This is a genomic window from Bacillus mesophilum, from assembly GCF_008923265.1.
Lineage (GTDB): Bacteria > Bacillota > Bacilli > Bacillales > Cytobacillaceae > Cytobacillus > Cytobacillus mesophilum.
In genome coordinates, this window is sequence record NZ_WBOT01000001.1 from 148,799 (window position 1) to 170,233 (window position 21,435).

Genomic DNA, 21,435 nt, shown 5'->3' on the forward strand with positions numbered 1-21,435 from the left:
ATGGATTATTTTTTAAAAAATGAAATCAACCATTTTCAATTTATATGTACAAATAGTTAATGAATAGAGGCATTGTGGTACTTTGCTGGTGATGAATTCTAATAGGCTTAATTATAAAGTAAGCCATTTTTCCAGAAAAATTTACTAAAACGATACTATTGCACTGTAACTTGTGTATCCATATAAAGGTGATTACTCCATTAAGGACTAATCGCCTTTTTTCTTTGCCGAATGCTTTGTTATTACCTAAAGCATTTAATTCCTCTATGTTTAAATTACCTGCTGTCCTAATATATTTAAGTTAAGGCTTATTATTTCACTAAAAGTGGATTTGTGAAAAAAATAATCTAATGTGTAGGCTAAAGTAAAGTTTTGAAACATAAAGACGCCAAAAGTATATAAAAATGAATATGCAAAATTGATTTTTGAAGGTATTATTGGGGTCATAAATATCAAAATACAAAAAAAGACTGTAGAAAATATTGTTATATCAATGATTGGCTAAGATATGCTTCAAAGTTAGGAGGAATTATGGATCAAGTCATATGAAGGAAAGAGGGGTTACTGGTGAATATGAAAGAGGAGGAGAAAGAATAAACCAAGTTGTGGTATAGATATAAGAATTAGCGGGTTTTATTCATTTCTTAGGGGAACCTAAATCACTGGCAGGCCGGATGTCAGTGGTCATATTGGAGTCTACAGGGCATTTTACTGCTGTAAATAGACCCATTTTAGCTGCATATATATTTACAGGGTACAAAGCATATTTCTTCCTATGTGTTGTTGTATTCTACTGTATTATAAGGGATTTGTATAACAGACCACTTGCTATCCAAATGCTCACATAAATGCTCACATAATTAATTTATTTATTTAAATTTATTTAACTGAATTGATTTACAGATCCTAAAAACCTTATTAAATCAAGCTTGTTTGAATGTATTTAACGGAGCTTAATTTGTCAAACGATATTGACAGGGTAGAGGTCGCTGGTTCGAACCCAGTCGGAATCATCTTATAGAAAAAGCCTAGAACGGTTGTGTTCTAGGCTTTTTTTCATTCTTTTTTAGATCGAAAAAATTGGCTGTTTTTGAAAAAAACTTAAGATAAAAACTTTTCCTGAACACCAGCAGGCATTTCACTCATTTGAACTTCTTCCCAAGATTTCACATAGGTTCTTTTCGTTTCGAGTTTTAAGTAAGCACCTTCCCTTAATTGCTTGCTAGCAGTAAAAGTTACATTTGTTCTCTTGCCATCTTCTTTTATTCCCTCTAGGGTATATTCGAAGGTAGACTCATTGACCTTTGTTCCAGGAGAATCAATTCTTACATAAACATCCTTTTGAGATATAAAAGGGTTTAACATATCTGCAAGCTCATTCTTGACTAAAAGAGTCATTGATAATACAAGTATAAACATAACAGCCAAACCGCTAATTGTGATCTTTAAAGCTTTCATTTTCCGAATTCCTCCTTGTCTTTTTTCTTCATTTTACAAGGAGCAGAAAATATTAGCCTTCGTTTTTCGTTACATAATAAAACAAAAAAGTGACATTTTTGTCATTTGTGATTTAAAGCACCATATAAAATTTATAGAAAAGTAAAAATAAAAAAAGCACCTCAAAAGAGGCGCCTTGTCATTATGATTCTGTTCCTTTTGGATAATGAAGTGGTGGAGGAATTAACCACCCTTTTTCTTTATTAAGTCTTAACATCTTTGCACCGAATTGAGCCTTATTCATATGGAACTGACCATACATCATTGCAACGTCTTCTCTAACCGCTTGTCCAATAGCTTGGCTGCAGGCTACCAAACCTGCTGCTGTATCTGCAGAAATAGCTGCACTAATTTCTGGATCAGTGGATCTTGCGCCAACAGGAATGTCCTCTAAATTTGCATTGGGACGGGCAGGTGATGCAGGAGGCAGTCCAACACCGTTACTCTTTAATAATTCTTCTAACTGCTGATTTTCAGCCTGCAGACTTTTAATTGCTTCTTCCATTAGCTTTTTTAAGTCTCCATCGCCAGCGTGATTAATCATGGTTTGGTTACCAGCTATCATGCCATTGTTTACTGAAAGATGGGTGAATATAGCATATACTTCACCATAATGTAAAGGTTCATCTTTGGGGTTTCCGCTTAAAATGCCCATCATAGCACTCCCTATCTCATTCAATTTCATAATTTCTCACCTTATGTAAGGATATAGATTACGATAGGTAGTTTGTGCAGTATAATTTTATTGTATGCATGGGTTTTAAATAGTATTTGTATGATACATAAACCATTCATTTCTTCCGGATATTTCAATATATTTATTTTTACTGACAATATGCACTCTTTATTTATAAATGTGTATGGGACTAAGTTTTTAACACAACCACAGTGCCGAATGATTAGGTAGTGAATCTATATAATCATTTGTTTTTCTATTTTTTTAACATTAAATATTTAAACATGAGTTAAATGGAGCGGACTTGTGTAAATACTCAAACCATTACAATGAACATTCGTGTTTAAGAAATAGTATTTTCGCTTTGTCACAACACCTTAATTTAGATCAGGTGGTTGAACAAGTATTAAACAGCACTAACACCAACCACCAAAATTCCTAAGATAACCAATAAAATATGCATTAAACCAACTGCTAAGGAAGTAAAAAGTAAGATAGAAGAATTCTTAATTCGGTTAGAACCATACTCTACAATCAGAAGGACCAGGACAGGGATCTCAAATAGCAGATTGGCAGCGAATATTTTATCTGTACTTAGAAGGAAACCAACAATTATAACGGGGATATGGTATGAAGCTATTTTTAAAATGACAGAAGCCATTTTAATTTTTATAAATCTGGCAGAATAATCGGTTGTGGTGATAAATAATGCTGCAAAAGGGATCATTAAGATGAAAGCGGCAGTACTGATAATTAGAAAATGAGCGGAGAAGGCAGGTAAGGAATACTGATCCTGTAGGTTAATAACAAAAAGATACCCCACCATAATCTAAACGCTGAAAATGTATGCTTGTATAATTATATTAATTAACATAGTAAAATAACTCTTATGGGGCAATTATTATACCTCCTAAAACTCTCTAATTAACTTAGATATATATATACTATTATACAATTATTAGTTAAAATAGGAAAAATATAGTCTTTTTTGGGGTTTGAATAACCTTTTCATGCTGGGCCGTTTTAATCAGAGTATCCACAAATAATTTACTGTAGGTGTTTATTATGTTTTCTAAACAATTATATATGAAAGAAGTAGAAGATCGGTTTGTATCAAGGAGGATTCATCCGCAATTTCCGGACATTGTTATTTTAAATTACACAGAAAATACGACATATGAAAAGCGCTGGAACGACATTACATTGTCATGCAGGGGATTAATTATTAATGAATCAAGTAATGAAGTGCTGGCTAGACCGTTTCCGAAGTTTTTTAATTATGGTGAACTTCCTGAATATGAAGCAGATATTCCCTTTAATGAAACACCTGAATTTACAGTTAAGCTGGACGGATCTTTAGGAATAAGCTATAAAATAAATGGCCAAACATACTGGGCAACAAGGGGATCTTTTGAGTCAGTTCAAGCGCAAACTGCTCAAAAAATATGGGATGAAAAGTATGCAGATGTCATGATTCCTGATGAAACGACGTTATTAGTTGAAATTATTGATCCATCCACAAAAGTGGTAGTAGATTATAGCGGTTTGTCTGACTTGATCATTATTGGTGCAGTTGATCGGTTTTCTGGTAAAGATTTTCATTATAATGAGCTGCTGCAGCTTGGGACTCAATTGGGGATGAAGGTAACGGAGCAGAAGAAGCTAACGTTAGAAGAAGCGGTCAGATTAAAGGCAACTATTGACCATAATAATGAAGGCTGGGTGTTAAGATGGTCCAGCGGCAAACGACTTAAAGTAAAAGGCGACCGTTATATGGATATTCATAAAATTGCTTACGGTCTTTCTGACAAAATGAAGACGGAATACTGGAGAGACGGGAAAATAGATGAATTAATCCTAAAAATGCCTGAAGAATTCCGAAATGAAATAGAAGATTTCAGAAAGAAGCTGGATGCAGAACTGTTAAATCTAAAGTATATAGTAGATGAGTACTTACATGTTTCTCTAAGCAATACTCAAGATCGTAAATCCTTTGCTATTCATGCTTCAAGCAATATACCGCAGGAATATAAGTATCTTGTATTTAAACAATACGACAACAAGCTAAAACAAGAAGATATAAAAGAGCATATTTATAAAAATTATAGTGATTTTGTTAACGGGGAGAAATCATAATGGCTATGTTTATCATGCTGGTCGGGCTTCCGGCGAGCGGAAAAAGTACACTGGGAGAAACGTTGTCTATTAAATATGCTGCTGAAGTGCTGTCTTCTGACAGATTAAGAAAAGAAATGCATGGTGATGAGAACAATCAGGCAGATCATAAGAAACTTTTTGAAGAATTAAATAGGAGAGCGAACACCATCCTTTCACAGGGAAAGAATGTCATTTATGATTCTACTAATCTTAACCGAAAACGCAGGAAGCATTTGATACAGCACGAGATTAAAGCAGATGAAAAAGTGGTTTATTATCTGAACACACATATAGATAATTGTTATGAGAGAGATAAGATAAGAGAACGAACAGTTGGTGAAGAAGTCATCAACCGGATGTATAAAAACCTTCATATTCCAGTACTAAAAGAAGGCTGGAAAGAGGTTCATACTATATATGAACCTAGAAGGTTATTTACCGGCCATCACAAAACTGCCTTGGAAGAACATCTAAATAGTGCTTTATCTCATGATGAGTTTATGGATAGATTAATGCAGCTGATCCCGGAATTTCAAATCATTAACCATCTTCCTCATGATTCTAAATATCATTCCTTCTCCGTAAGCAGGCATATTTTTTATGTGTATAAACATATTTACGAACATTATAAGGGGAGCAATAGGCTTGTAATGTTATATGCCAGCATTTTTCATGATCTTGGCAAAGGTTTCTGTAAATCATTTGTCAATTATAAAGGAGAAGAAACGAGATATGCCAGCTTCATCGGGCATGAATATGTATCCTCACAGCTGGCAGCCTTTTATTTAAATCAATTAGGCTACAGCAGAGAATTTACAGAAAAGGTAGTAACGCTTGTACAGTTTCATATGATGCCAATGAATGCAAGCGAGAAAAAGTTAAGCGAAATCAAAGAACTCATAGGAGAAACCTTTTTTGAAGACTTATTGATCTTACACGAAGCTGACACTTCAGCTAAATAAGAAAATGGTTTTAATAAGGTACACATTATAACCGCCCTCACAAAAGATGCATATGATATGGAAAAACAAGAAGGGGATGCCAGATGTATTATTATTATTACCCGTATAACTGCTGGAATCAACAGCAAACGTATCGCGTAGCTCCATTTCATCAGAATTGGGAGATACAGGATTACGGTTTTAGACCATATGTAACCAATATTAATGAGGCAGCAAAACAAAATAATACCTTTCGAACAGCAATTTGGACAGGGAAACATTTGCAAGTTACTTTAATGAGTATTGATGTTGGGGGAGATATTGGATTAGAAATGCATCCAAATGTGGATCAATTTTTACGAATTGAACAGGGGCAAGGATTAGTGAGAATGGGAAATAATAAAGACAATTTACCTTTTCAAAGAAATGTATTCGATGACTCAGCTATTTTAATCCCAGCTGGAACATGGCATAACCTTACGAATACGGGAAATGTTCCGCTAAAGTTATATTCAATATATGCACCGCCTAACCATCCGTTTGGAACCGTGCATCGAACAAAAGCGGAAGCAATGGCAGCAGAATAAACCCTTCTGAAAAAGCCTTAGAGATTTATAAAAGCTCCTGATATTTTAAAAAAAGAAGTCAGCTTTGGCAATCAACCAGAGCTGACTTCTTTTTTATGTCTTCCGAAAAGTTTATTTTACAATACAAGAAAAAATTGAGACAGATGCTAATAGCAATGTTAGTCTGTTCTCCTGGTACTCACCAAATAACTTTCCAATTCTCATTTACAGAAGCTTCAATCTTGCCCCTTTCAAGAATATAATTAGCAAGAATCTCGGACATATCCAGAGAGATCTCTTTAATGACGGGTTTGTCTTTAAACATATGATAATCTCCGCCCCCGGCAGCACGATAATTGTTCATGACGACATCGTATTCCGCTGTTAAATCAATATCGAAGCCGTTCTTCTTCAATTTAATCACTCTGTTCCCAACAGGCTTTGATATATCTAAAATGTAGTCAATTCCTTCCCACATATCGTAATTATAATGCTGAGGCTTAGGTGTGCTGAAGGATGAACTAATAGCTATTTCACCATTATTGACCATAAAATAACCAGCACTTCTTTCAAGCGCATCTTTTATATCTTGCCCTGTTATACGAATGACAGTCAATGTGTTTGGATAGATATAATTCGATACGATATCTCTCATTGTGATCTTCTCTTTAAACCCTTTTAATTCATTATTAAAAAGGGCAGTATTAGATATCTCCGTATTGGCAATCTCCATTTGTACTTTGTTTATAAATTCAACAAGTGCATTATCTTTTAACCGGGCTTTTAGTGGATCAAAAATGGTCATGTCACCATAAACTTTTCCAATGGGCTGATCTAACCATGCTTGCGTTTCCTTTTCATAATCTTGAATAAGTTCTATGCTTCCAGCATCTGCTTCAACTTCAGTTGATTCCAGCAGAATGGCTTTTTTGTCTTCGATAGTCCAATTCTTTTTCACTTTGGCAAGAGTGATGGTTATTTTCCCTAATGCTTGTCCATTAAAGCTAGGCTGAACAATCGTAACTCCGTTTATCTCTCCAGCAAGTCTTCGATGCTGATGTCCGGTAATTAATACATCAATATCTTCAATTTCAGTACAGATTCGATGTCCTTGATTTTCTCCCGTTAAAGCTTCTGTTGGTTCGCCTGTGACAGGATCTTTTTCTAAGCCGCCGTGATAGGAGACAATCATTAAATCCGGTTTTTCGTTTTCACGGATGAACTTCACCCAATTACGTGCAGTTTCCAGAGCTTCCTGAAAGGTTAGATTTTTAATATGTTCAGGTTTTTCCCAGTTTGGAATATAGTGAGTGGTCAGGCCTAAAATGGCTACTTTCAGGTCTTCTATTTGCTTTACGAAGTACGGCTTTCCAAAATACGGCTTTCCTGTTTCCTTGCAGATAATATTTGCTGATAACCATGGGAAATGGGCTTCTTCTACAGCCTGATTTAATATCTCCATTCCGTAATTAAACTCATGATTCCCTAGAATAGCAGCATCATAAGAAAGTTCGTTCAACAGCATGATCATCGGATTCTTGTTATGGTTCATATACCGTGCGTAATGATATGTAAGAGGTGTACCTTGGATAAGGTCGCCATTATCTATTAAAATCGTATGTTTGTTCTCTGTTTTTTCTTTTTTAATTAAGGTTGAGATCTTTGCAAGACCAACCTCGGAATACTCATTGCTGCCGTAATTAATCGGTAAGACATTTCCGTGCAAATCGCTTGTGACAAGTATGTTGATTTTTATCATTTAAAAGTTCCTTCCCGGATATAAAAATGAGTCATTTGTGACTAGCGGTAAATCATATTATACCAATTCAGTATTTTGATTAAAGGAATCTTTACGATGTTTACAAAAAGTTAATGATCTTTTAGCTGATTAGAGGAAAATGCTAGTATAAATTAATCAGGTTAGCAGATTAAATAAAGGAAGAGGAAAGTTGTTAATAAACACAGGTTCATAGAGGGTTTAATTGAGAATAGTTTTACCTTGCTCGAAACGAATATGTCATAATCAGAGGCCATTTATGAGAGGGATAAGCCGTTTGCGGTATTAAAAATTATTTCGAAATGAATTAACTTTTAGGGGAACAATAAAAGCACTTTTCTACGAAGTGCTTTAAAAAGTATAAGTATAATAGCAGGGAAGACTGTATGTAAGTGTATGATGGTGTGCAAAGTATGTTCAAAATGCATGAAGTTGTTTGTCAAGTTTCAGCCATAATGGAAAAACTGAGCGAAAATTCTGATAGAAAAAGCGTTTCCCTTAAACAAGCACGCAGATGATCGTTAAAACCACTAATCTTGTTAATGATTCAAGCATCGCTATCAGCTCCTTAAGAATAACTATACCCCTATGTTAAAGCACAAATATAAAGCTTCTTTAAGATCCTTGTAAATTCAATGTTAAGACACTGTTTGTTAAATAATTGTAAATGAATAATTTTTAAGCAGGAACCATATAGGTAATTGAAGAAATTGCATATAAATGGGTGTGCTATTCAATTTTAATTTTTGCGAGCGTTTTTATAATGGTTCATTAGGAGGAATATGATGAGTGTTAAAAAAGCGATTATACCTGCTGCTGGTCTTGGAACGAGGTTTTTGCCTGCTACCAAAGCAATGCCAAAGGAAATGCTGCCAATCGTCGATAAGCCGGCGATCCAATTTATCGTTGAAGAAGCGGTACAGTCAGGGATTGAGGACATCATTATTGTAACAGGAAGAGGAAAGCGGGCAATTGAGGACCATTTTGATAAATCTTATGAGCTGGAAGAAACGTTATTTAAAAAGTCGAAACTGGAAATGTTAAATACGGTTCAGGAAATATCTTGTTTGGCTAATATTCATTATATCCGCCAAAAAGAACCAAGAGGACTTGGGGATGCTATCCTTTGTGCAAGCCGATTTATTGGCAATGAGCCATTTGCCGTTTTGCTTGGGGATGATATTGTTAATTCTCAGGAGCCGTGCCTTCAGCAATTAATTCGAATGTTTAACAGATACAGTTCTTCCATTGTAGGTGTTCAGCGGGTTGATTGGACAGAAGTTCATAAATATGGGATTATTCAGCCGCGAAACAAAGATCATGAAGAAGAAGCCTTAGCGATTGAAAGGCTAGTAGAAAAGCCGTTAATAGAGGAAGCTCCATCCAATCTTGCCATTTCAGGCAGATATATATTAAAACCGGAGATTTTTGATATTTTAGCCAATCTTCCTGCTGGAGCTGGAGGGGAAGTGCAATTAACGGATGCGATCAATGTTCTGCACGAAAGTCAGGAGGTTTTTGCCTTCGAATTTGAAGGCGAAAGATATGATATTGGGGACAAATTTGGGTATGTAAAAGCTACAATCGATTATGCTCTGCAAAGAGAGGATATGAAAATAGAAGTAATGGACTATATGAAGCAGCTTTTAGAATCTGTAAAAGTCTAAAAGCTATTCACAGGAATTTTGCTGATAATAAATTTGATATTGTGCAATATGTTCATCAAGATCTTGACTGATTTTTATAGTTTGGACATGTTGGAAACCATTTTCTAAGCCGGTTTTAATTAGTTTAGCACGAAGAAAATCAATTCTTTCTCTTAATTCCTGTTGGCCAACTAGGTCATTTGGAGATTGTAAAGTTAACATGCTAAACACTCCTTTAGGAAAATAGTCTTGATTGCCACAATATTAACATTACGAACGCTATTTTAAAAGTAAATAATAACTAAATATGTGTCAAAGGTGGTACATATTTATTCTAGAAGCTTTAACGCTCCGCGAATTAAGTAACGGAAGAGGACAAAAAGAGGTTCAATCAGCTCGATTGCCACATCAAAATAGGTCTCTTTTTTACGATTTCTTTTCTTTTTCATAAGAAACACCTCTTTATCATTTGTTTGTTGCTATATATACGAGAAAATGGAAATTTAGTTTCACTCTGCATGAACAAAATTAAGAATATTTAATAAAGAAAGAGAGTTTTTCGAGCTTCAGCCAAATAAACCCGAACCAATTTAAAATGGTTCGGGTTTTTCTCTGCTTTCTGAAAAACAGTTTCATTTTAAAAATCAAAGTTGTCTGGATCAGGTCCAATTCGTTTGTTCTCATTTAATCCATTAATAGCTTCCATCTCTTGTTGTGTAAGCGTAAAATCGAAAATAGTTGAGTTTTCGATCATTCGATGTTCCTTAATTGACTTAGGGATGGTGATGATGCCGTTTTGAAGATCCCATCGCAAGATCACTTGCGCAACAGATTTACCGTGTGATTCAGCAATCTTAATCAGCACAGGATGAGACAATAGCTCACCTTGCATTAATGGTGACCATGCTTCAATCTGAATATCGTGCTGCTTGCAGAAGGTGCGTAATTCCATTTGAGATAATTTCGGATGCAATTCAACTTGGTTCACCATTGGTTTGATTTCAGCTTCAGCCATTAAATCTTCGAGGTGATGAATTTGAAAGTTACTTACTCCAATAGCTTTCACGCGTCCTTGTTTATATAACTCTTCAAGAGCTTTCCAGGCAGCTTTGTATTTTCCGGCAACCGGCCAATGTATTAAATAAAGATCTAAGTAATCTAATCCAAGCTTTTGGAGGCTTGCTTCATAAGCTGCCAATGTTTCCTCATAGCCAAGATCTGCATTCCATACTTTAGAAGTGATAAATAAATCTTCCCGTTTCAATCCGCTTTGAGCCACTCCTTGGCGAATCCCTTCTCCAACGCCTTCCTCGTTTTGATAAACCGCAGCCGTATCAATGCTTAAGTATCCATTCTTAATGGCTGCTTTCACTGAACTAATTGTTTCAGGGCCTTCTTCTACTTTAAATACACCTAGACCGAACCAAGGCATTTGAACACCATTATGAAGAGTTGTTTTATCTTGTAAATTTTTTGCTGTCATTTGTTTTTCCTCCAATATCAAATATATATATGTTTTAATCTTTCGGTTTCAAGGCTTTTTTATAAGGAAATTCAAAAATCACCTCCTGAAATTCAAAGAAAAGCTATGTTTTAAAGAGTTCTTGAATTCGACTATTAACTTACCTTGCTGTGATAGGCCTTTTCTGCTTTTAAACTACTGCCAGTCAATAATGCTGCTGCTAATACCATGATTCCGCCAACCCAGCCTGTATGGATTAAACCCATATGATCTGATATTAGACCGCCTGCATAGGAACCAATGGCAATTCCTGCGTTAAAAGCAGCAATATTAACAGCGGATGCTACATCAACTGCACTGGGGACATATCGTTCCGCAAGAACTACAACATAGGATTGGAGACCGGGAACATTCATAAAGGCGAATAAACCCATGAACATGATCGACATTAAACCTGCTATTTTATATGGTGCGCTAAATGGCAAGATAAATAATATAGCTGCTTGTATGATAAACATGAAAAACAGCGCCTTAAGAGGGTCTTTATTAGCTAACTTTCCGCCTGTCATATTTCCGATAGCAATAGCAACACCGTAAACCAATAATAAAAGAGCAACTGTATTTTCTTTAAAACCAGTTACGTTCTGCAAAAGCGGTGATAAAAAGGTAAATACAACAAAGGTTCCGCCATATCCTAAAGCTGTAATGAGAAATAGCTGCAGTAATTGTTTTTGTTTAAATAGCTTGAACTGTTCAGTTAATTTTATTGCTTTTCCGCGAGGCATGTTGCCTGGGATTAAGAAGTAATTTGAAATCAGCGAGATTATACCGATTACAACGATAGCAATGAATGCAAGCCGCCATCCGAATTGCTGCCCTAAAAATGTTCCGAATGGGACACCAGTTACAGTAGCTACTGTTAACCCAGTGAACATGATGGAGATAGCGCCAGCCCTTTTGTCATGTGATACTAAACTAGCTGCGATGGTTGAGCCGATTGACATGAATACGCCATGAGAAAAGGCTGAAATCAGCCGTGCGATCAGCAGAATTCCGATGTTAGCAGCAGTCGCAGCAATGATATTGCCGATAATGAATATGATCATAATCCAAATCAGCAATGTTTTGCGGGGAATGGCTGCAGTTATGGAAGTTAGAATCGGTGCCCCGATCGTAACGCCTAACGCATAAATGGATACTGTTAATCCTGCGATCGGAAGACTTATATTTAAATCCTCTGCAATGAGAGGAAGAAGACCCACACTGATGAACTCTGTAGTTCCGATAGCAAAGGCGCTTATAGCCAATGCTAACAAAGCGAATTGATTATTTTTCTTTTTCATGCATTTTCCTCCTGAATTGTATCTTCCACTCCTTATTAAAGTGGTATAGTATGGATCGGTGTGCAAAAGCTATTATGGGATATAATCTTTAAAAAGAGAAGAACGTACTTTTTTGTAATATAGAAACTAAAAAGTACGATAGGAACCTTTTGGTGCCTGTCAGAAGGAAGGGAAAGAAAATGAAGAAAAAGAAATATAACATCGGTGTCGAAGCTACGCTTGAAGTGATCGGAGGTAAGTGGAAGTGTGTGATTCTGTGTCATCTGACACATGGTAAAAAACGGACAAGTGAGTTAAAAAGGCTGATGCCAAATATTACGCAAAAAATGCTCACACAGCAATTGCGGGAGCTTGAAGAAGACGGAGTTATTAATCGTATTGTCTATAACCAAATACCGCCAAAAGTTGAATATGAACTAAGTGAATATGGAGAAAGTCTGGAATCGATTTTGGATCTGCTATGTGCTTGGGGAGAGAAGCATATAACAAATGTCTATGGAGATAAATCGCAATACTTAGAAGAAAGTATCTTAAATGAGAAAGATCAAATACCTCAATGAGAAAGATAGAAAGGGATGCCAAATTACTGGCATCCCTTTTGTTTATTGCTGCTGATTTTTCAAGTGTTCTTCTGCTAAGGCGACGAGACGTTTGGTCATTTCGCCTCCAACAGAACCGTTTGCTCTTGAGGTCGTGTCTGCACCCAGCTGTACACCAAACTCCCCTGCAATCTCCTGCTTCATTTGCTCTAAAGCATTTTCAGAACCGGGCACTAATAGTTTGTTTCTTGCCATGATCCATCACTCCCAACAAGGTAGTCACAATTCATCATTACTCAAGCTTGAAAGCCTTTTATGAAAAAAGAATCCTCACTTTTTATAATCATGAATTGCTACTTATATTTTACCCGCAATCAAGGGAGGTATGTAGAAGAAAAAAACATGGGAGATATTCTGACATAAATTTCGGAAAATTTAAAATTTCGTGTTGACTTCTTATTATTTTCGAGTAAAATAAGAGTTAATTAATTAATGTTATATAATCTAACATCAAATGGTTAGTTAATGTAACATAAAATAAAGGGGGAAAAAGAATGGATGCCACGTTTTTAATGAACAGCTTGTGGGTCATGATTAGTGCAATTTTAGTTATTTTTATGATTGGCGGATTCATAATGCTGGAAGCAGGTTCTACAAGAATGAAAAATGCAGGGCATATTGCAGGTAAAACAATTGTTACATTCGGCCTTGCTTCACTTGTATTCTGGGCAGTAGGATTTGGTTTTATATTCGGAGATAATGCAAATTTCTTAGTCGGGTTCTCAAATTTCTTCTACTCAGGTCAGGAACTTGAGGGAATGGGGTTATCTTCAGCTGTATTCTTCGTGTTTCAATTAGCATTTGCGGGAATTTCCATAACGGTTGCTTTAGGGGGATTTGCAGAAAGAGCGAAATTATCTGTCTATCTTATCTTCACGATTATCTTTTCTGCAATTATCTATCCAGTTGTTGCTCACTGGATTTGGGGAGGCGGCTGGCTGGCGGAACATGGAAAGCAAGATTTTGCAGGTTCAACAGTTGTCCACTTAACAGGTGCAATGGCTGCTTTAGCGGCAACCATTTTATTGAAACCTCGTATCGGAAAATACAATAAAGATGGCTCTCCAAATAACATTTTTGGTCATAATCAGGTTTACACTGCATTAGGGGTTTTAATTTTATGGGTAGGCTGGTTCGGCTTTAATGCCGGCAGTACTGTTTCTGTTGATGGAGGGTTTTTCGGTTTTGTAGCTCTTAACACAAATTTAGCAGCAGGTGCTGGAGCGGTTGCAGCAGCCCTTATCTCTTGGATGGTTTTAGGTAAATCTGACGTACCAACTTTGCTTAATGGAGCTTTAGCCGGCCTAGTAGCCATTACAGCGTCGTGTGCCTTCGTAGATACATGGGCAGCAGTTGTGATCGGTTTAGTTGCTGGTATCCTTGTATTCTATAGCGCCCGTTTCTTTGAAAAGAGAAAAATTGATGATCCGATCTACGCGCTTTCTGTTCATGGAGCAGCCGGTATATGGGGAACTTTATCCACTGGGTTCTTTGCAACTCCAGAGCTTGCATCGGTTGGTCAGGCAGGACTTTTCTATGGAGGCGGCTTTACACAGCTTGGTGTTCAAGCATTAGGTGTTACTGTATCAGGAGCATTTGCATTTGCAGTATCGTTTGCAGTTCTTTTTGGTATCAAAAAAGCACTTGGAGGCCTTCGTGTCACGGAAGAAGAAGAGATTATGGGTCTTGATATGAGTGAGCATGGAAGCTATGGCTATCCAGAAGTCTTTCTTGCAGAAGAAAATAAGAAATTGAGTTCTTAATTTTTTATCATTAGTAACCCTTTGGCAGCGCCCATAATCAATTGCGATTATGGGCGTTATTTTACCTTATTGATAATCTTGGTATCACTCAATTTGTTAAGCTATAAAAAAGGGTAAGACTTATAGGAAATATAAAATGGTTTAAAAAGGAAGGATTAGTTTGGAAACATCTTTCTCCAGTTATCGTGATATAAAGAGTTGGAAAAACAATCAAGTGAATCAAAATCTCCTAAATACAGATATGTTAAATAACTTTCACGACCATATTATTGAAAATGTTGCACGTCTTGCTATAAAGAAGATTGGTGAACCGCCATGTCATTTCGCCTTTTTCCTTACTGGAAGCGGCGGAAGATTTGAACAGGGAATTTTCAGTGATCAAGACCATGGGATTATTTATGTAGAGGATACAAAAGAGGCAAATATTTTTTTCCTCCATTTAGGTGAGGAAATATCTTTTGGACTTAATGAGGTTGGTTATCCGTTTTGTGAAGGGAATGTAATGAGCAGCAATCCATTATGGTGCAAGTCGCATCAAGAGTGGGAAAAACAGCTGAATCATTGGATGGAAGAGGCAAGCTGGGCAGATATACGCAATTTGCAAATTTTTTATGATGCCAGAGCTTTGATAGGACAGAATCAATTAGTGGAAGATTTAAAGTCTTTTATTCATGAGTATAGTCAAGAGCATCCTAACCTGATTAAACGGGTGATGGAAAATGTACAGCATTTCAAAAACACAATCGGTCCTCTTGGGCAATTGATCGTAGAGGAAAAAGGGAAATATCATGGATGTATTGATCTAAAATATTCAGCATTTATACCCTTTGTAAATGCCATTCGAATACTAGCTGTTAAGGAAGGAATTCTTGAATCTCCGACTGAGAAAAGGATGCTGATCTTACTCAAAGAGAAACAATATGCGAGTATGCTGAAAGATTATTATTTTGCCTATAAGGCTTTACTTCAAATTCGTGTTAATAGGCTGATTTCTGTCAGCTCATATGAAGATGCTCATTATCTGAATGTCACGCAATTATCAAAGGTCGAAAAAGCAGAACTAAAGCACATTTTAAGAAAAGCAAAGCAGCTTCATCAATATGTGATTGCTTTAATCGAGAAGGTGTAAAAATGGTGAATGAACCATGGAAAATGATCAGGAATCTCTTTGGCGGTCTCTCTAAAGAGAATTCACAGCATCTCGCATATATGAGGCAGCTGCAGCGGGAGATTGCAGCTAATGATATCATGAACATGCCGCTCAGAAGGTTAAATGCGGTCGTTTTTGATATCGAAACAACTGGTTTTTACCCTGAGAAAGGAGATCAAATCCTTTCAATTGGTGCAGTGAAAATACAAAATGGTGAGCTTTTAGAAAATGAGTCCTTTTACACGCTAATTCATACGTCTAAAACGCTATCAGATGAGATCGCTTTGTTAACTGGAATCAAACAAGAACACCTTGCAGATGCTCCTATGATTACGGATGCTTTAATGCAATTTTTTAAGTATGTTAAAGATTTGCCGCTTATTGCTCATCATAGCAGTCACGAGAAAAAATTTATGCAGCAGGTATGCTGGGCAAATTTCAAAACACCATTCAGGCATCGTTTGTTTGATACATCATTTCTATATCGGCTTGTGGAACAAGAAGAAAGGTCCATTAAGCTGGAAGATTGCTGTAAACGGCATGGAATTGAGGTATATAATCGCCATCACGCTCTTGGTGACGCCATACTAACCGCCAAGCTGTGGTTAAAATATTGCCAAGACGTTGAAACATTAGGCTGTCAAAATATGAATGATGTTTATGAAATGCTCGCCAAAAAATGAAATAGTATGTGTTGCTCCCGACAGACTGTTGGGGGTTTTTTATTTGAAACATAAAATTGCAAAGAAACTTAGTCAGTAGATTATGACAATTGTCATCTCAAATAAATGACAATATCCACTAAAGGCATTCATAGCATTATTGTAGTATGAAGTTGACAATGGAGGTGTGAAAAAATGGAGACGATTATTACATTAAATGGAGTTACAAAAAAGTTTAAAGAGATGAAGGCTGTCGATGACGTTACTCTGACGATACAAAAGGGAGAAATAGTTGCCATTTTAGGTCCGAATGGTGCCGGTAAAACGACAACGATCATGATGATGCTTGGATTGCTCCAGCCAAGCAGCGGAACGGTCAATTTATTTGGATCCCCGCCGAAAGAAATAAAGGTAAGAAAGAGAATTGGCACAATGCTTCAAGAGGTGAGTGTCATTGATGCTTTAACAGTGCGTGAAATTCTGCAGCTTTTCAGGAGCTATTACCCTAAACCCCTATCCATTCATGAACTGGTTACTTTAACCGGATTGAATGAGGAGGATATGAAAAAAAGAGCAGATAAGCTTTCAGGAGGTCAGAAGAGAGGGTTATCATTTGCTCTCGCGCTAGCTGGTGACCCTGACTTGCTTTTCTTTGATGAGCCCACTGTGGGCATGGATATCTCTAGCAGGCGTAAGTTCTGGAATACCGTAAAGGAGCTCCAGAGTATAGGAAAAACGATTGTGTTCACCACACATTACTTACAGGAAGCGGATGATGCTGCTGATCGAATTATCCTCTTTCAAAAAGGAAAGGTAGTTGCAGATGGAACACCAGTACAAATAAAGTCAAAATTGTCAAGGCAATCGGTTTCGTTTGTACCAGGTCAAAATGCGCCATCGTTCGAAGAGTTAAGGTCCATTCCTGCTGTAGCGGAAGTTTACCAAAAAAGTGATCGCTTCTATCTTGTTTCTGAATATACTGACGTTGTGTTAGCTGAAATCTTTAGCAGAAAGCTAGATATAAAAGAAATATTGGTTGAGAGCGGCCGGCTTGATGAAGCTTTTGAACAGCTGACAGCACAGGAAGGAGCAGATGACATTGAAAATGTTAATAACGCAGTGTAGGGTGGAGATTATTAGGATCCTGCGTAATCCTTATTATGTGTTTTGGTCGTTATTTATGCCTATCCTTTTTTACACACTCTTTACAAGAATATTTAATACTGGAATAGGCAACCAGGAGGAATGGCAGGCACATTATTTAATGTCGATGACTGTTTTCAGTGTTATGGGAACAAGTATCATGACATTGGGTATTCGGCTAGTCGAAGAAAGAGCTAAAGGATGGTCAATGTTTATGCGGATCACACCCTTGTCCGACACGGTCTACTTTATTTCCAAGATGGCGGGTCAGACTTTTATTCATATTTTCTCCATTGTCATTATCTTTTTGGCTGGTGCACTTATAAATGGAGTTGATCTAAGTGCAGTTGAATGGATATCAAGCGGTTTATGGATTTTGGCTGCTTCTTTACCATTCCTTGCTATAGGAATTTTAATCGGCAATATGAAGAAAGTGGATACAGCTTCAGGAATCAGTAATGTTCTCTATCTTGCTTTTGCTATTACAGGCGGACTTTGGATGCCAATAGATATTCTTCCGGAATTCATACAGAATATTACAACATGGCTTCCGGCTTATAATTATGGAAATGGGGCATGGCTGCTTGTAAAAGGGGAGCTGCCGGAATGGAATAATGTCGTGATTCTAGCAGCATATTTGGCAGTTTTTATGATACTATCATTTTATATAAGGAAAAAACAAGAAGCGGCGGTGGGGTAAGATGTTAAAAAAGATAAGGGAGATTGAAATATTTCCAAAAAGATATGGTTATTTTCCATATGTCTTCCTTATCTATTTTATAATGCCTTTTTATTATATTAGCACCGAACAAGGCTGGAAAATGTTTATTGGTTATCTTCTGCTGTTTATTTTTTTTATATCCTATCGAAAGCTCTATTTTTTAATTGAGGGACATATGTTTCATCAGTGGATCGTTGGCCAGCTCCTGATTATTCTTATATTATCAGTCTTTTATAATTTGAACTTTCTTTTTCTGGGGTTTTTCACGGCTCATTTTATTGCTTGGTTTCCAGAGAAACGCACATTTTATTATGCATTGGGTGGTTTAACCATCACTCTTTTGTTTCCAATCCTGCTGCATTTACCATATGTTCTATCAAATGGTTATTATATTTTGTTTATGTTTATTGTAATTATGATAGCCAGTCCATTCGGCATTCGTTCCATGTATCGAAAACTGGAATTAGAAAAAAAGCTGGAAGAGGCAAATGAGCGAATTGAAGTACTAGTCAAAAAAGAAGAACGGCTGCGAATTGCCAGAGACTTACACGATACGCTCGGACACACATTATCACTGATTACGTTAAAAGCCCAATTAGTTGGCAAGTTAACTGATAAGGATGCACAAAAAGCAAGAGATGAAGCTTTAGAGATTGCAAAAACGTCAAGAATTGCCTTAATGCAAGTAAGAGAGCTTGTTTCTGAAATGAGAACAAAAACACTTGCAGAAGAAATAATTGAAGCAGAGGCACTTTTACATGCAGCGGGCATTACCTATGAAGTAGAGGAAAGAACAGATGTAAATACAATTCCAATCGTTCTGCAAAGTATCTTGAGCATGTGTGTCCGGGAAGCAGTAACAAATATCGTAAAGCATAGTCAAGCTAAAAAATGCATGCTGGATATTATGAAGGATGATGGTGCCTTGTACTTAACTATAATGGATGACGGGAGAGGTATGATTGGAAAGCAGACAGAAGGTAACGGATTAAAAGGTATGGCTGAACGTTTAAGCCTTATTGAAGGAAAGCTGCAAGTGAAAAATGACAAAGGAACAACCGTTCAAATATATGTTCCAGTCGTTTCAGGGGGATAGTGATGATAAAAATATTAATTGCTGAAGATCAGAGCATGTTAAGAGGTGCACTGGGGACATTGCTGGATTTTGAAGAGGATCTGCAAGTGATAGGTCAAGTTGAAAATGGAAGGCAAGCATTAGAACAGGTTTATTCATTACATCCTGATGTGTGCTTATTGGATATTGAAATGCCTTATAAAAATGGGCTTGAAGTAGCTGAGACCTTAAATCGGGAAAATCATCCCTGTAAAATGATTATTTTAACTACGTTTGCGCGGCCGGGTTATTTAGAAAGAGCGTTAAACGCAAATGTTTCTGGCTATTTATTAAAGGATGGTTCAAGTGACGAATTAGCTGAAGCCATTCGCAATGTTATGAAAGGAAAGAAAGAGTATGCACCAGAGTTAATTTTTGGAGCCATGAGAAATGAGAATCCTCTTACCCACAGGGAACAGGAAATATTAAGATTAGCATCTGAAGGTAAAACAACAAAAGAAATTGCAGCAAGTCTTTTTCTATCAAATGGCACTGTCAGAAATTATATGTCAGAAATCATCAGCAAAATGCAGGCTAAAAACAGAATTGAGGCCATTTCTAGCGCGGAAGAAAAGGGCTGGATTTAGTGATTGCTTAGTGGACTACCAGCCATTACATAAAGGGGGGAATTCCTTTGCTAAACTCTGAAATAAGGGAAGTGATCGACTGAAGCTGTTTATCATCTATGTCAAAAGCCATTTTAATTTTATGTTCCAAGTCTTCGGTGACTCTCCTTTTTCCAACTTCTACTAAAGCAATTAGTGAAAAACTGCAGCTGACAATGCGAGCAAAGTCACGTTGCGTCATATTATAGCTTTGTCTGATAAATTTAATAACTTCTTTATCCACTATAAAACACCTCATAATCTTTAAAACTTCTCTATGATTCTTAAAATTTAGCACTTACTAGCTTCCTTGTCAAAGTAATTCATTAGAAGTTATATCGTTTGGCAAGGAAAAAAAGCCAGTTCTAGAAACTGACTCTCAGTGCTGGATTTTATAGGATTTACTAGAAGTATTACTTCTAATCACCGCCGAATATTTTTTTCTTTTTAATCGTTTTAAAATCAGCTTCATATTTTTTCTGTGTTGAAGAACTGTCTTTTGTTTTTTCTCCTTCTTCTTCTTCTTTCACTTCTTCGTTTAAATCTTCGACAGGCAGCGGGTCGACATTTTTTTCTGATTCAAATTTATCAAAAAGGCTTTCTTTATCGGTTTTATATTGTTCAGGATGATCATATTTTTTGTCATCGTTCATGGTTACCTTCTCCCTCCATATTTTAATCTACCTATACCCAAAATGAGAGCGTTTTAACATCTGAAGGAGTTAATGGTAGATTCCTTTCGAATTCTCATTTTCAGTGGAACCCTTCTTACCTTAAACCCATAAATTATTAAAGTATTCATGTTTTTTGCAGCATGGCATAAAGGAGGGTACCCCGTTGTCTGTAATCATTAACTATGCCAGCAAGCCGGATATTAGCCAATTCCAGGGGATACAGCGTGAAATTGTTCTTGCTCTTGAAAACAGTCCGACTGTTCATCAATATCAGACACTTCATGAACTTTACTTTGAAATAACGCTTAGAGAGAATATTATCCAAGCTGCCAATGATTTGCATAAAAGTGAAGTTCAATTTGCGCCGTTTCCAACCTCAAAATTTAATCCTGCCATTTGGAAAAAAATTAAATATGGCTACTTATTAAATCCAGCTGTTCTTCCATCAGATGCCATTATAGATGTATATAAAAACAGCAGGGAGTATGCATTTGAATGTACGACTGCTATTGTCTTAATGTGCTATAAAGCGGTGTTATCTTCGATCGCAACAAGCCGATTTAATACTTTATTTCAGGGGCTGCTTGTATGGGACTGGAATTATGATCATGATTTAGGAATTGTGACAAAAGAAGGCAGAGATTATATCCCCGGGGATATAGTTTACTTTTATAATCCAGATTTCGATCACCCCGTCTGGACCGGGGAGAATTGCATTTATTTAGGTGGAGATTCGTTTTTCGGACATGGAATAGGCATGGAAAGTTCAAAGGGAATGATTGATGCCCTTAATACTTTAAGAAAAGAAGGAGCAACACAATCAGCTTATCTTCTCCCGCAGCATAGCCGTTTAAATGCAAAATATTTAGCACAATTTGCTCCTCATCCTATCGCATAATAGCATTTATCCCCCTTCATTAGGACGGGGGATAAGCATCT

The 21,435-nt window shown here is 36.6% G+C and carries 23 protein-coding genes; 13 read left to right on the top strand and 10 right to left on the bottom strand.

Going from position 1 to position 21,435, the window contains the following annotated elements:
- Positions 1 to 1,101: 1,101 nt before the first annotated feature.
- The 3 genes from F7732_RS00825 to F7732_RS00835 form a co-directional block, all read right to left on the bottom strand.
- Positions 1,102 to 1,458 carry a YxeA family protein gene (locus F7732_RS00825; protein WP_151571827.1) on the bottom strand — a complete coding sequence of 119 codons (357 nt, stop codon included), beginning with the start codon at positions 1,456 to 1,458 and terminating at the stop codon, positions 1,102 to 1,104.
- A gap of 181 nt (positions 1,459 to 1,639) precedes the next feature.
- Positions 1,640 to 2,152 carry a DUF3231 family protein gene (locus tag F7732_RS00830; RefSeq protein WP_151572567.1) on the bottom strand — a complete coding sequence of 171 codons (513 nt, stop codon included), beginning with the start codon at positions 2,150 to 2,152 and terminating at the stop codon, positions 1,640 to 1,642.
- Between the two features lie 427 nt (positions 2,153 to 2,579).
- Positions 2,580 to 2,999, bottom strand: a complete 420-nt coding sequence (locus tag F7732_RS00835) for a hypothetical protein (protein ID WP_151571828.1) — start codon at positions 2,997 to 2,999, stop codon at positions 2,580 to 2,582.
- A gap of 239 nt (positions 3,000 to 3,238) precedes the next feature.
- Here F7732_RS00835 and F7732_RS00840 point away from each other — a divergent pair, with 239 nt between their 5' ends.
- The 3 genes from F7732_RS00840 to F7732_RS00850 all read left to right on the top strand — a co-directional run bounded on the left by F7732_RS00840 (position 3,239) and on the right by F7732_RS00850 (position 5,858).
- Positions 3,239 to 4,309, top strand: coding sequence for an RNA ligase (locus F7732_RS00840; RefSeq protein WP_151571829.1), 1,071 nt, complete (start codon positions 3,239 to 3,241; stop codon positions 4,307 to 4,309).
- The gene (locus F7732_RS00845) at positions 4,309 to 5,292 is read left to right on the top strand and encodes an ATP-binding protein (protein ID WP_151571830.1); all 984 of its coding nucleotides are present in this window, start codon (positions 4,309 to 4,311) and stop codon (positions 5,290 to 5,292) included. The genes F7732_RS00840 and F7732_RS00845 overlap by 1 nt, the downstream gene beginning before the upstream one ends.
- Positions 5,293 to 5,375: 83 nt before the next feature.
- Positions 5,376 to 5,858, top strand: a complete 483-nt coding sequence (locus F7732_RS00850) for a cupin domain-containing protein (protein WP_151571831.1) — start codon at positions 5,376 to 5,378, stop codon at positions 5,856 to 5,858.
- 178 nt (positions 5,859 to 6,036) lie between these two features.
- Here the strand turns inward: F7732_RS00850 and F7732_RS00855 are convergent, their stop codons facing one another.
- On the bottom strand, positions 6,037 to 7,596 hold the full coding sequence (locus tag F7732_RS00855; protein WP_151571832.1) for a bifunctional metallophosphatase/5'-nucleotidase: 1,560 nt from the start codon (positions 7,594 to 7,596) through the stop codon (positions 6,037 to 6,039).
- A gap of 803 nt (positions 7,597 to 8,399) precedes the next feature.
- Between F7732_RS00855 and galU the strand changes: the two genes are divergently transcribed.
- The gene (galU, locus tag F7732_RS00860) at positions 8,400 to 9,281 is read left to right on the top strand and encodes a UTP--glucose-1-phosphate uridylyltransferase GalU (RefSeq protein WP_066447385.1); all 882 of its coding nucleotides are present in this window, start codon (positions 8,400 to 8,402) and stop codon (positions 9,279 to 9,281) included.
- Positions 9,282 to 9,284: 3 nt separating this feature from the next.
- On the opposite strand, the gene F7732_RS00865 is transcribed toward galU, so the two are convergent.
- The 3 genes from F7732_RS00865 to F7732_RS00875 form a co-directional block, all read right to left on the bottom strand.
- On the bottom strand, positions 9,285 to 9,482 hold the full coding sequence (locus tag F7732_RS00865; protein ID WP_151571834.1) for an aspartyl-phosphate phosphatase Spo0E family protein: 198 nt from the start codon (positions 9,480 to 9,482) through the stop codon (positions 9,285 to 9,287).
- 415 nt (positions 9,483 to 9,897) lie between these two features.
- Entirely contained in the window at positions 9,898 to 10,743 is an 846-nt protein-coding gene (locus F7732_RS00870) for an aldo/keto reductase (protein ID WP_151571835.1), read from the bottom strand.
- 134 nt (positions 10,744 to 10,877) lie between these two features.
- Positions 10,878 to 12,065, bottom strand: coding sequence for an MFS transporter (locus F7732_RS00875; RefSeq protein ID WP_151571836.1), 1,188 nt, complete (start codon positions 12,063 to 12,065; stop codon positions 10,878 to 10,880).
- A 179-nt stretch (positions 12,066 to 12,244) separates the two neighbouring features.
- Between F7732_RS00875 and F7732_RS00880 the strand changes: the two genes are divergently transcribed.
- On the top strand, positions 12,245 to 12,625 hold the full coding sequence (locus tag F7732_RS00880; RefSeq protein WP_151571837.1) for a winged helix-turn-helix transcriptional regulator: 381 nt from the start codon (positions 12,245 to 12,247) through the stop codon (positions 12,623 to 12,625).
- A gap of 42 nt (positions 12,626 to 12,667) precedes the next feature.
- Here the strand turns inward: F7732_RS00880 and F7732_RS00885 are convergent, their stop codons facing one another.
- A complete protein-coding gene (locus tag F7732_RS00885) occupies positions 12,668 to 12,859 on the bottom strand; it encodes an alpha/beta-type small acid-soluble spore protein (protein WP_151571838.1) in 192 nt (63 codons plus the stop codon).
- A gap of 299 nt (positions 12,860 to 13,158) precedes the next feature.
- Here F7732_RS00885 and F7732_RS00890 point away from each other — a divergent pair, with 299 nt between their 5' ends.
- From F7732_RS00890 to F7732_RS00920, 7 genes are all read left to right on the top strand, one after another.
- Complete coding sequence (locus F7732_RS00890; protein ID WP_151571839.1) at positions 13,159 to 14,427, top strand: ammonium transporter; 1,269 nt, start codon at positions 13,159 to 13,161, stop codon at positions 14,425 to 14,427.
- A gap of 160 nt (positions 14,428 to 14,587) precedes the next feature.
- On the top strand, positions 14,588 to 15,556 hold the full coding sequence (locus tag F7732_RS00895; protein WP_151571840.1) for a DUF294 nucleotidyltransferase-like domain-containing protein: 969 nt from the start codon (positions 14,588 to 14,590) through the stop codon (positions 15,554 to 15,556).
- 2 nt (positions 15,557 to 15,558) lie between these two features.
- Complete coding sequence (locus tag F7732_RS00900; RefSeq protein ID WP_151571841.1) at positions 15,559 to 16,260, top strand: exonuclease domain-containing protein; 702 nt, start codon at positions 15,559 to 15,561, stop codon at positions 16,258 to 16,260.
- 174 nt (positions 16,261 to 16,434) lie between these two features.
- The gene (locus F7732_RS00905) at positions 16,435 to 17,364 is read left to right on the top strand and encodes an ABC transporter ATP-binding protein (RefSeq protein ID WP_151571842.1); all 930 of its coding nucleotides are present in this window, start codon (positions 16,435 to 16,437) and stop codon (positions 17,362 to 17,364) included.
- Complete coding sequence (locus tag F7732_RS00910) at positions 17,339 to 18,082, top strand: ABC transporter permease (protein WP_240056492.1); 744 nt, start codon at positions 17,339 to 17,341, stop codon at positions 18,080 to 18,082. The genes F7732_RS00905 and F7732_RS00910 overlap by 26 nt, the downstream gene beginning before the upstream one ends.
- A gap of 1 nt (position 18,083) precedes the next feature.
- Complete coding sequence (locus tag F7732_RS00915; RefSeq protein WP_151571844.1) at positions 18,084 to 19,199, top strand: sensor histidine kinase; 1,116 nt, start codon at positions 18,084 to 18,086, stop codon at positions 19,197 to 19,199.
- Between the two features lie 2 nt (positions 19,200 to 19,201).
- Positions 19,202 to 19,804, top strand: coding sequence for a response regulator transcription factor (locus F7732_RS00920; RefSeq protein ID WP_151571845.1), 603 nt, complete (start codon positions 19,202 to 19,204; stop codon positions 19,802 to 19,804).
- Between the two features lie 25 nt (positions 19,805 to 19,829).
- On the opposite strand, the gene F7732_RS00925 is transcribed toward F7732_RS00920, so the two are convergent.
- Positions 19,830 to 20,066, bottom strand: a complete 237-nt coding sequence (locus F7732_RS00925) for a helix-turn-helix domain-containing protein (RefSeq protein WP_151571846.1) — start codon at positions 20,064 to 20,066, stop codon at positions 19,830 to 19,832.
- 175 nt (positions 20,067 to 20,241) lie between these two features.
- Positions 20,242 to 20,475, bottom strand: a complete 234-nt coding sequence (locus tag F7732_RS00930) for a hypothetical protein (RefSeq protein ID WP_151571847.1) — start codon at positions 20,473 to 20,475, stop codon at positions 20,242 to 20,244.
- Positions 20,476 to 20,659: 184 nt separating this feature from the next.
- Here F7732_RS00930 and F7732_RS00935 point away from each other — a divergent pair, with 184 nt between their 5' ends.
- Positions 20,660 to 21,394: a protein-glutamine gamma-glutamyltransferase gene (locus F7732_RS00935; RefSeq protein ID WP_151571848.1), complete on the top strand. Its 735-nt coding sequence runs from the start codon at positions 20,660 to 20,662 to the stop codon at positions 21,392 to 21,394.
- Positions 21,395 to 21,435: the final 41 nt, after the last annotated feature.

Excerpts from the sequence above, each read along its gene's own strand:
- F7732_RS00920 (WP_151571845.1), top strand. The coding sequence starts at position 19,202 with ATGATAAAAATATTAATTGCTGAAGATCAGAGCATGTTAAGAGGTGCA.
- galU (WP_066447385.1), top strand. The coding sequence starts at position 8,400 with ATGAGTGTTAAAAAAGCGATTATACCTGCTGCTGGTCTTGGAACGAGG.
- F7732_RS00835 (WP_151571828.1), bottom strand. The coding sequence starts at position 2,999 with ATGGTGGGGTATCTTTTTGTTATTAACCTACAGGATCAGTATTCCTTA.
- F7732_RS00870 (WP_151571835.1), bottom strand. The coding sequence starts at position 10,743 with ATGACAGCAAAAAATTTACAAGATAAAACAACTCTTCATAATGGTGTT.
- F7732_RS00875 (WP_151571836.1), bottom strand. The coding sequence starts at position 12,065 with ATGAAAAAGAAAAATAATCAATTCGCTTTGTTAGCATTGGCTATAAGC.
- F7732_RS00915 (WP_151571844.1), top strand. The coding sequence starts at position 18,084 with ATGTTAAAAAAGATAAGGGAGATTGAAATATTTCCAAAAAGATATGGT.
- F7732_RS00865 (WP_151571834.1), bottom strand. The coding sequence starts at position 9,482 with ATGTTAACTTTACAATCTCCAAATGACCTAGTTGGCCAACAGGAATTA.
- F7732_RS00850 (WP_151571831.1), top strand. The coding sequence starts at position 5,376 with ATGTATTATTATTATTACCCGTATAACTGCTGGAATCAACAGCAAACG.
- F7732_RS00930 (WP_151571847.1), bottom strand. The coding sequence starts at position 20,475 with ATGAACGATGACAAAAAATATGATCATCCTGAACAATATAAAACCGAT.
- F7732_RS00855 (WP_151571832.1), bottom strand. The coding sequence starts at position 7,596 with ATGATAAAAATCAACATACTTGTCACAAGCGATTTGCACGGAAATGTC.
- F7732_RS00880 (WP_151571837.1), top strand. The coding sequence starts at position 12,245 with ATGAAGAAAAAGAAATATAACATCGGTGTCGAAGCTACGCTTGAAGTG.
- F7732_RS00890 (WP_151571839.1), top strand. The coding sequence starts at position 13,159 with ATGGATGCCACGTTTTTAATGAACAGCTTGTGGGTCATGATTAGTGCA.
- F7732_RS00825 (WP_151571827.1), bottom strand. The coding sequence starts at position 1,458 with ATGAAAGCTTTAAAGATCACAATTAGCGGTTTGGCTGTTATGTTTATA.
- F7732_RS00845 (WP_151571830.1), top strand. The coding sequence starts at position 4,309 with ATGGCTATGTTTATCATGCTGGTCGGGCTTCCGGCGAGCGGAAAAAGT.
- F7732_RS00840 (WP_151571829.1), top strand. The coding sequence starts at position 3,239 with ATGTTTTCTAAACAATTATATATGAAAGAAGTAGAAGATCGGTTTGTA.
- F7732_RS00905 (WP_151571842.1), top strand. The coding sequence starts at position 16,435 with ATGGAGACGATTATTACATTAAATGGAGTTACAAAAAAGTTTAAAGAG.
- F7732_RS00900 (WP_151571841.1), top strand. The coding sequence starts at position 15,559 with ATGGTGAATGAACCATGGAAAATGATCAGGAATCTCTTTGGCGGTCTC.
- F7732_RS00885 (WP_151571838.1), bottom strand. The coding sequence starts at position 12,859 with ATGGCAAGAAACAAACTATTAGTGCCCGGTTCTGAAAATGCTTTAGAG.
- F7732_RS00830 (WP_151572567.1), bottom strand. The coding sequence starts at position 2,152 with ATGGGCATTTTAAGCGGAAACCCCAAAGATGAACCTTTACATTATGGT.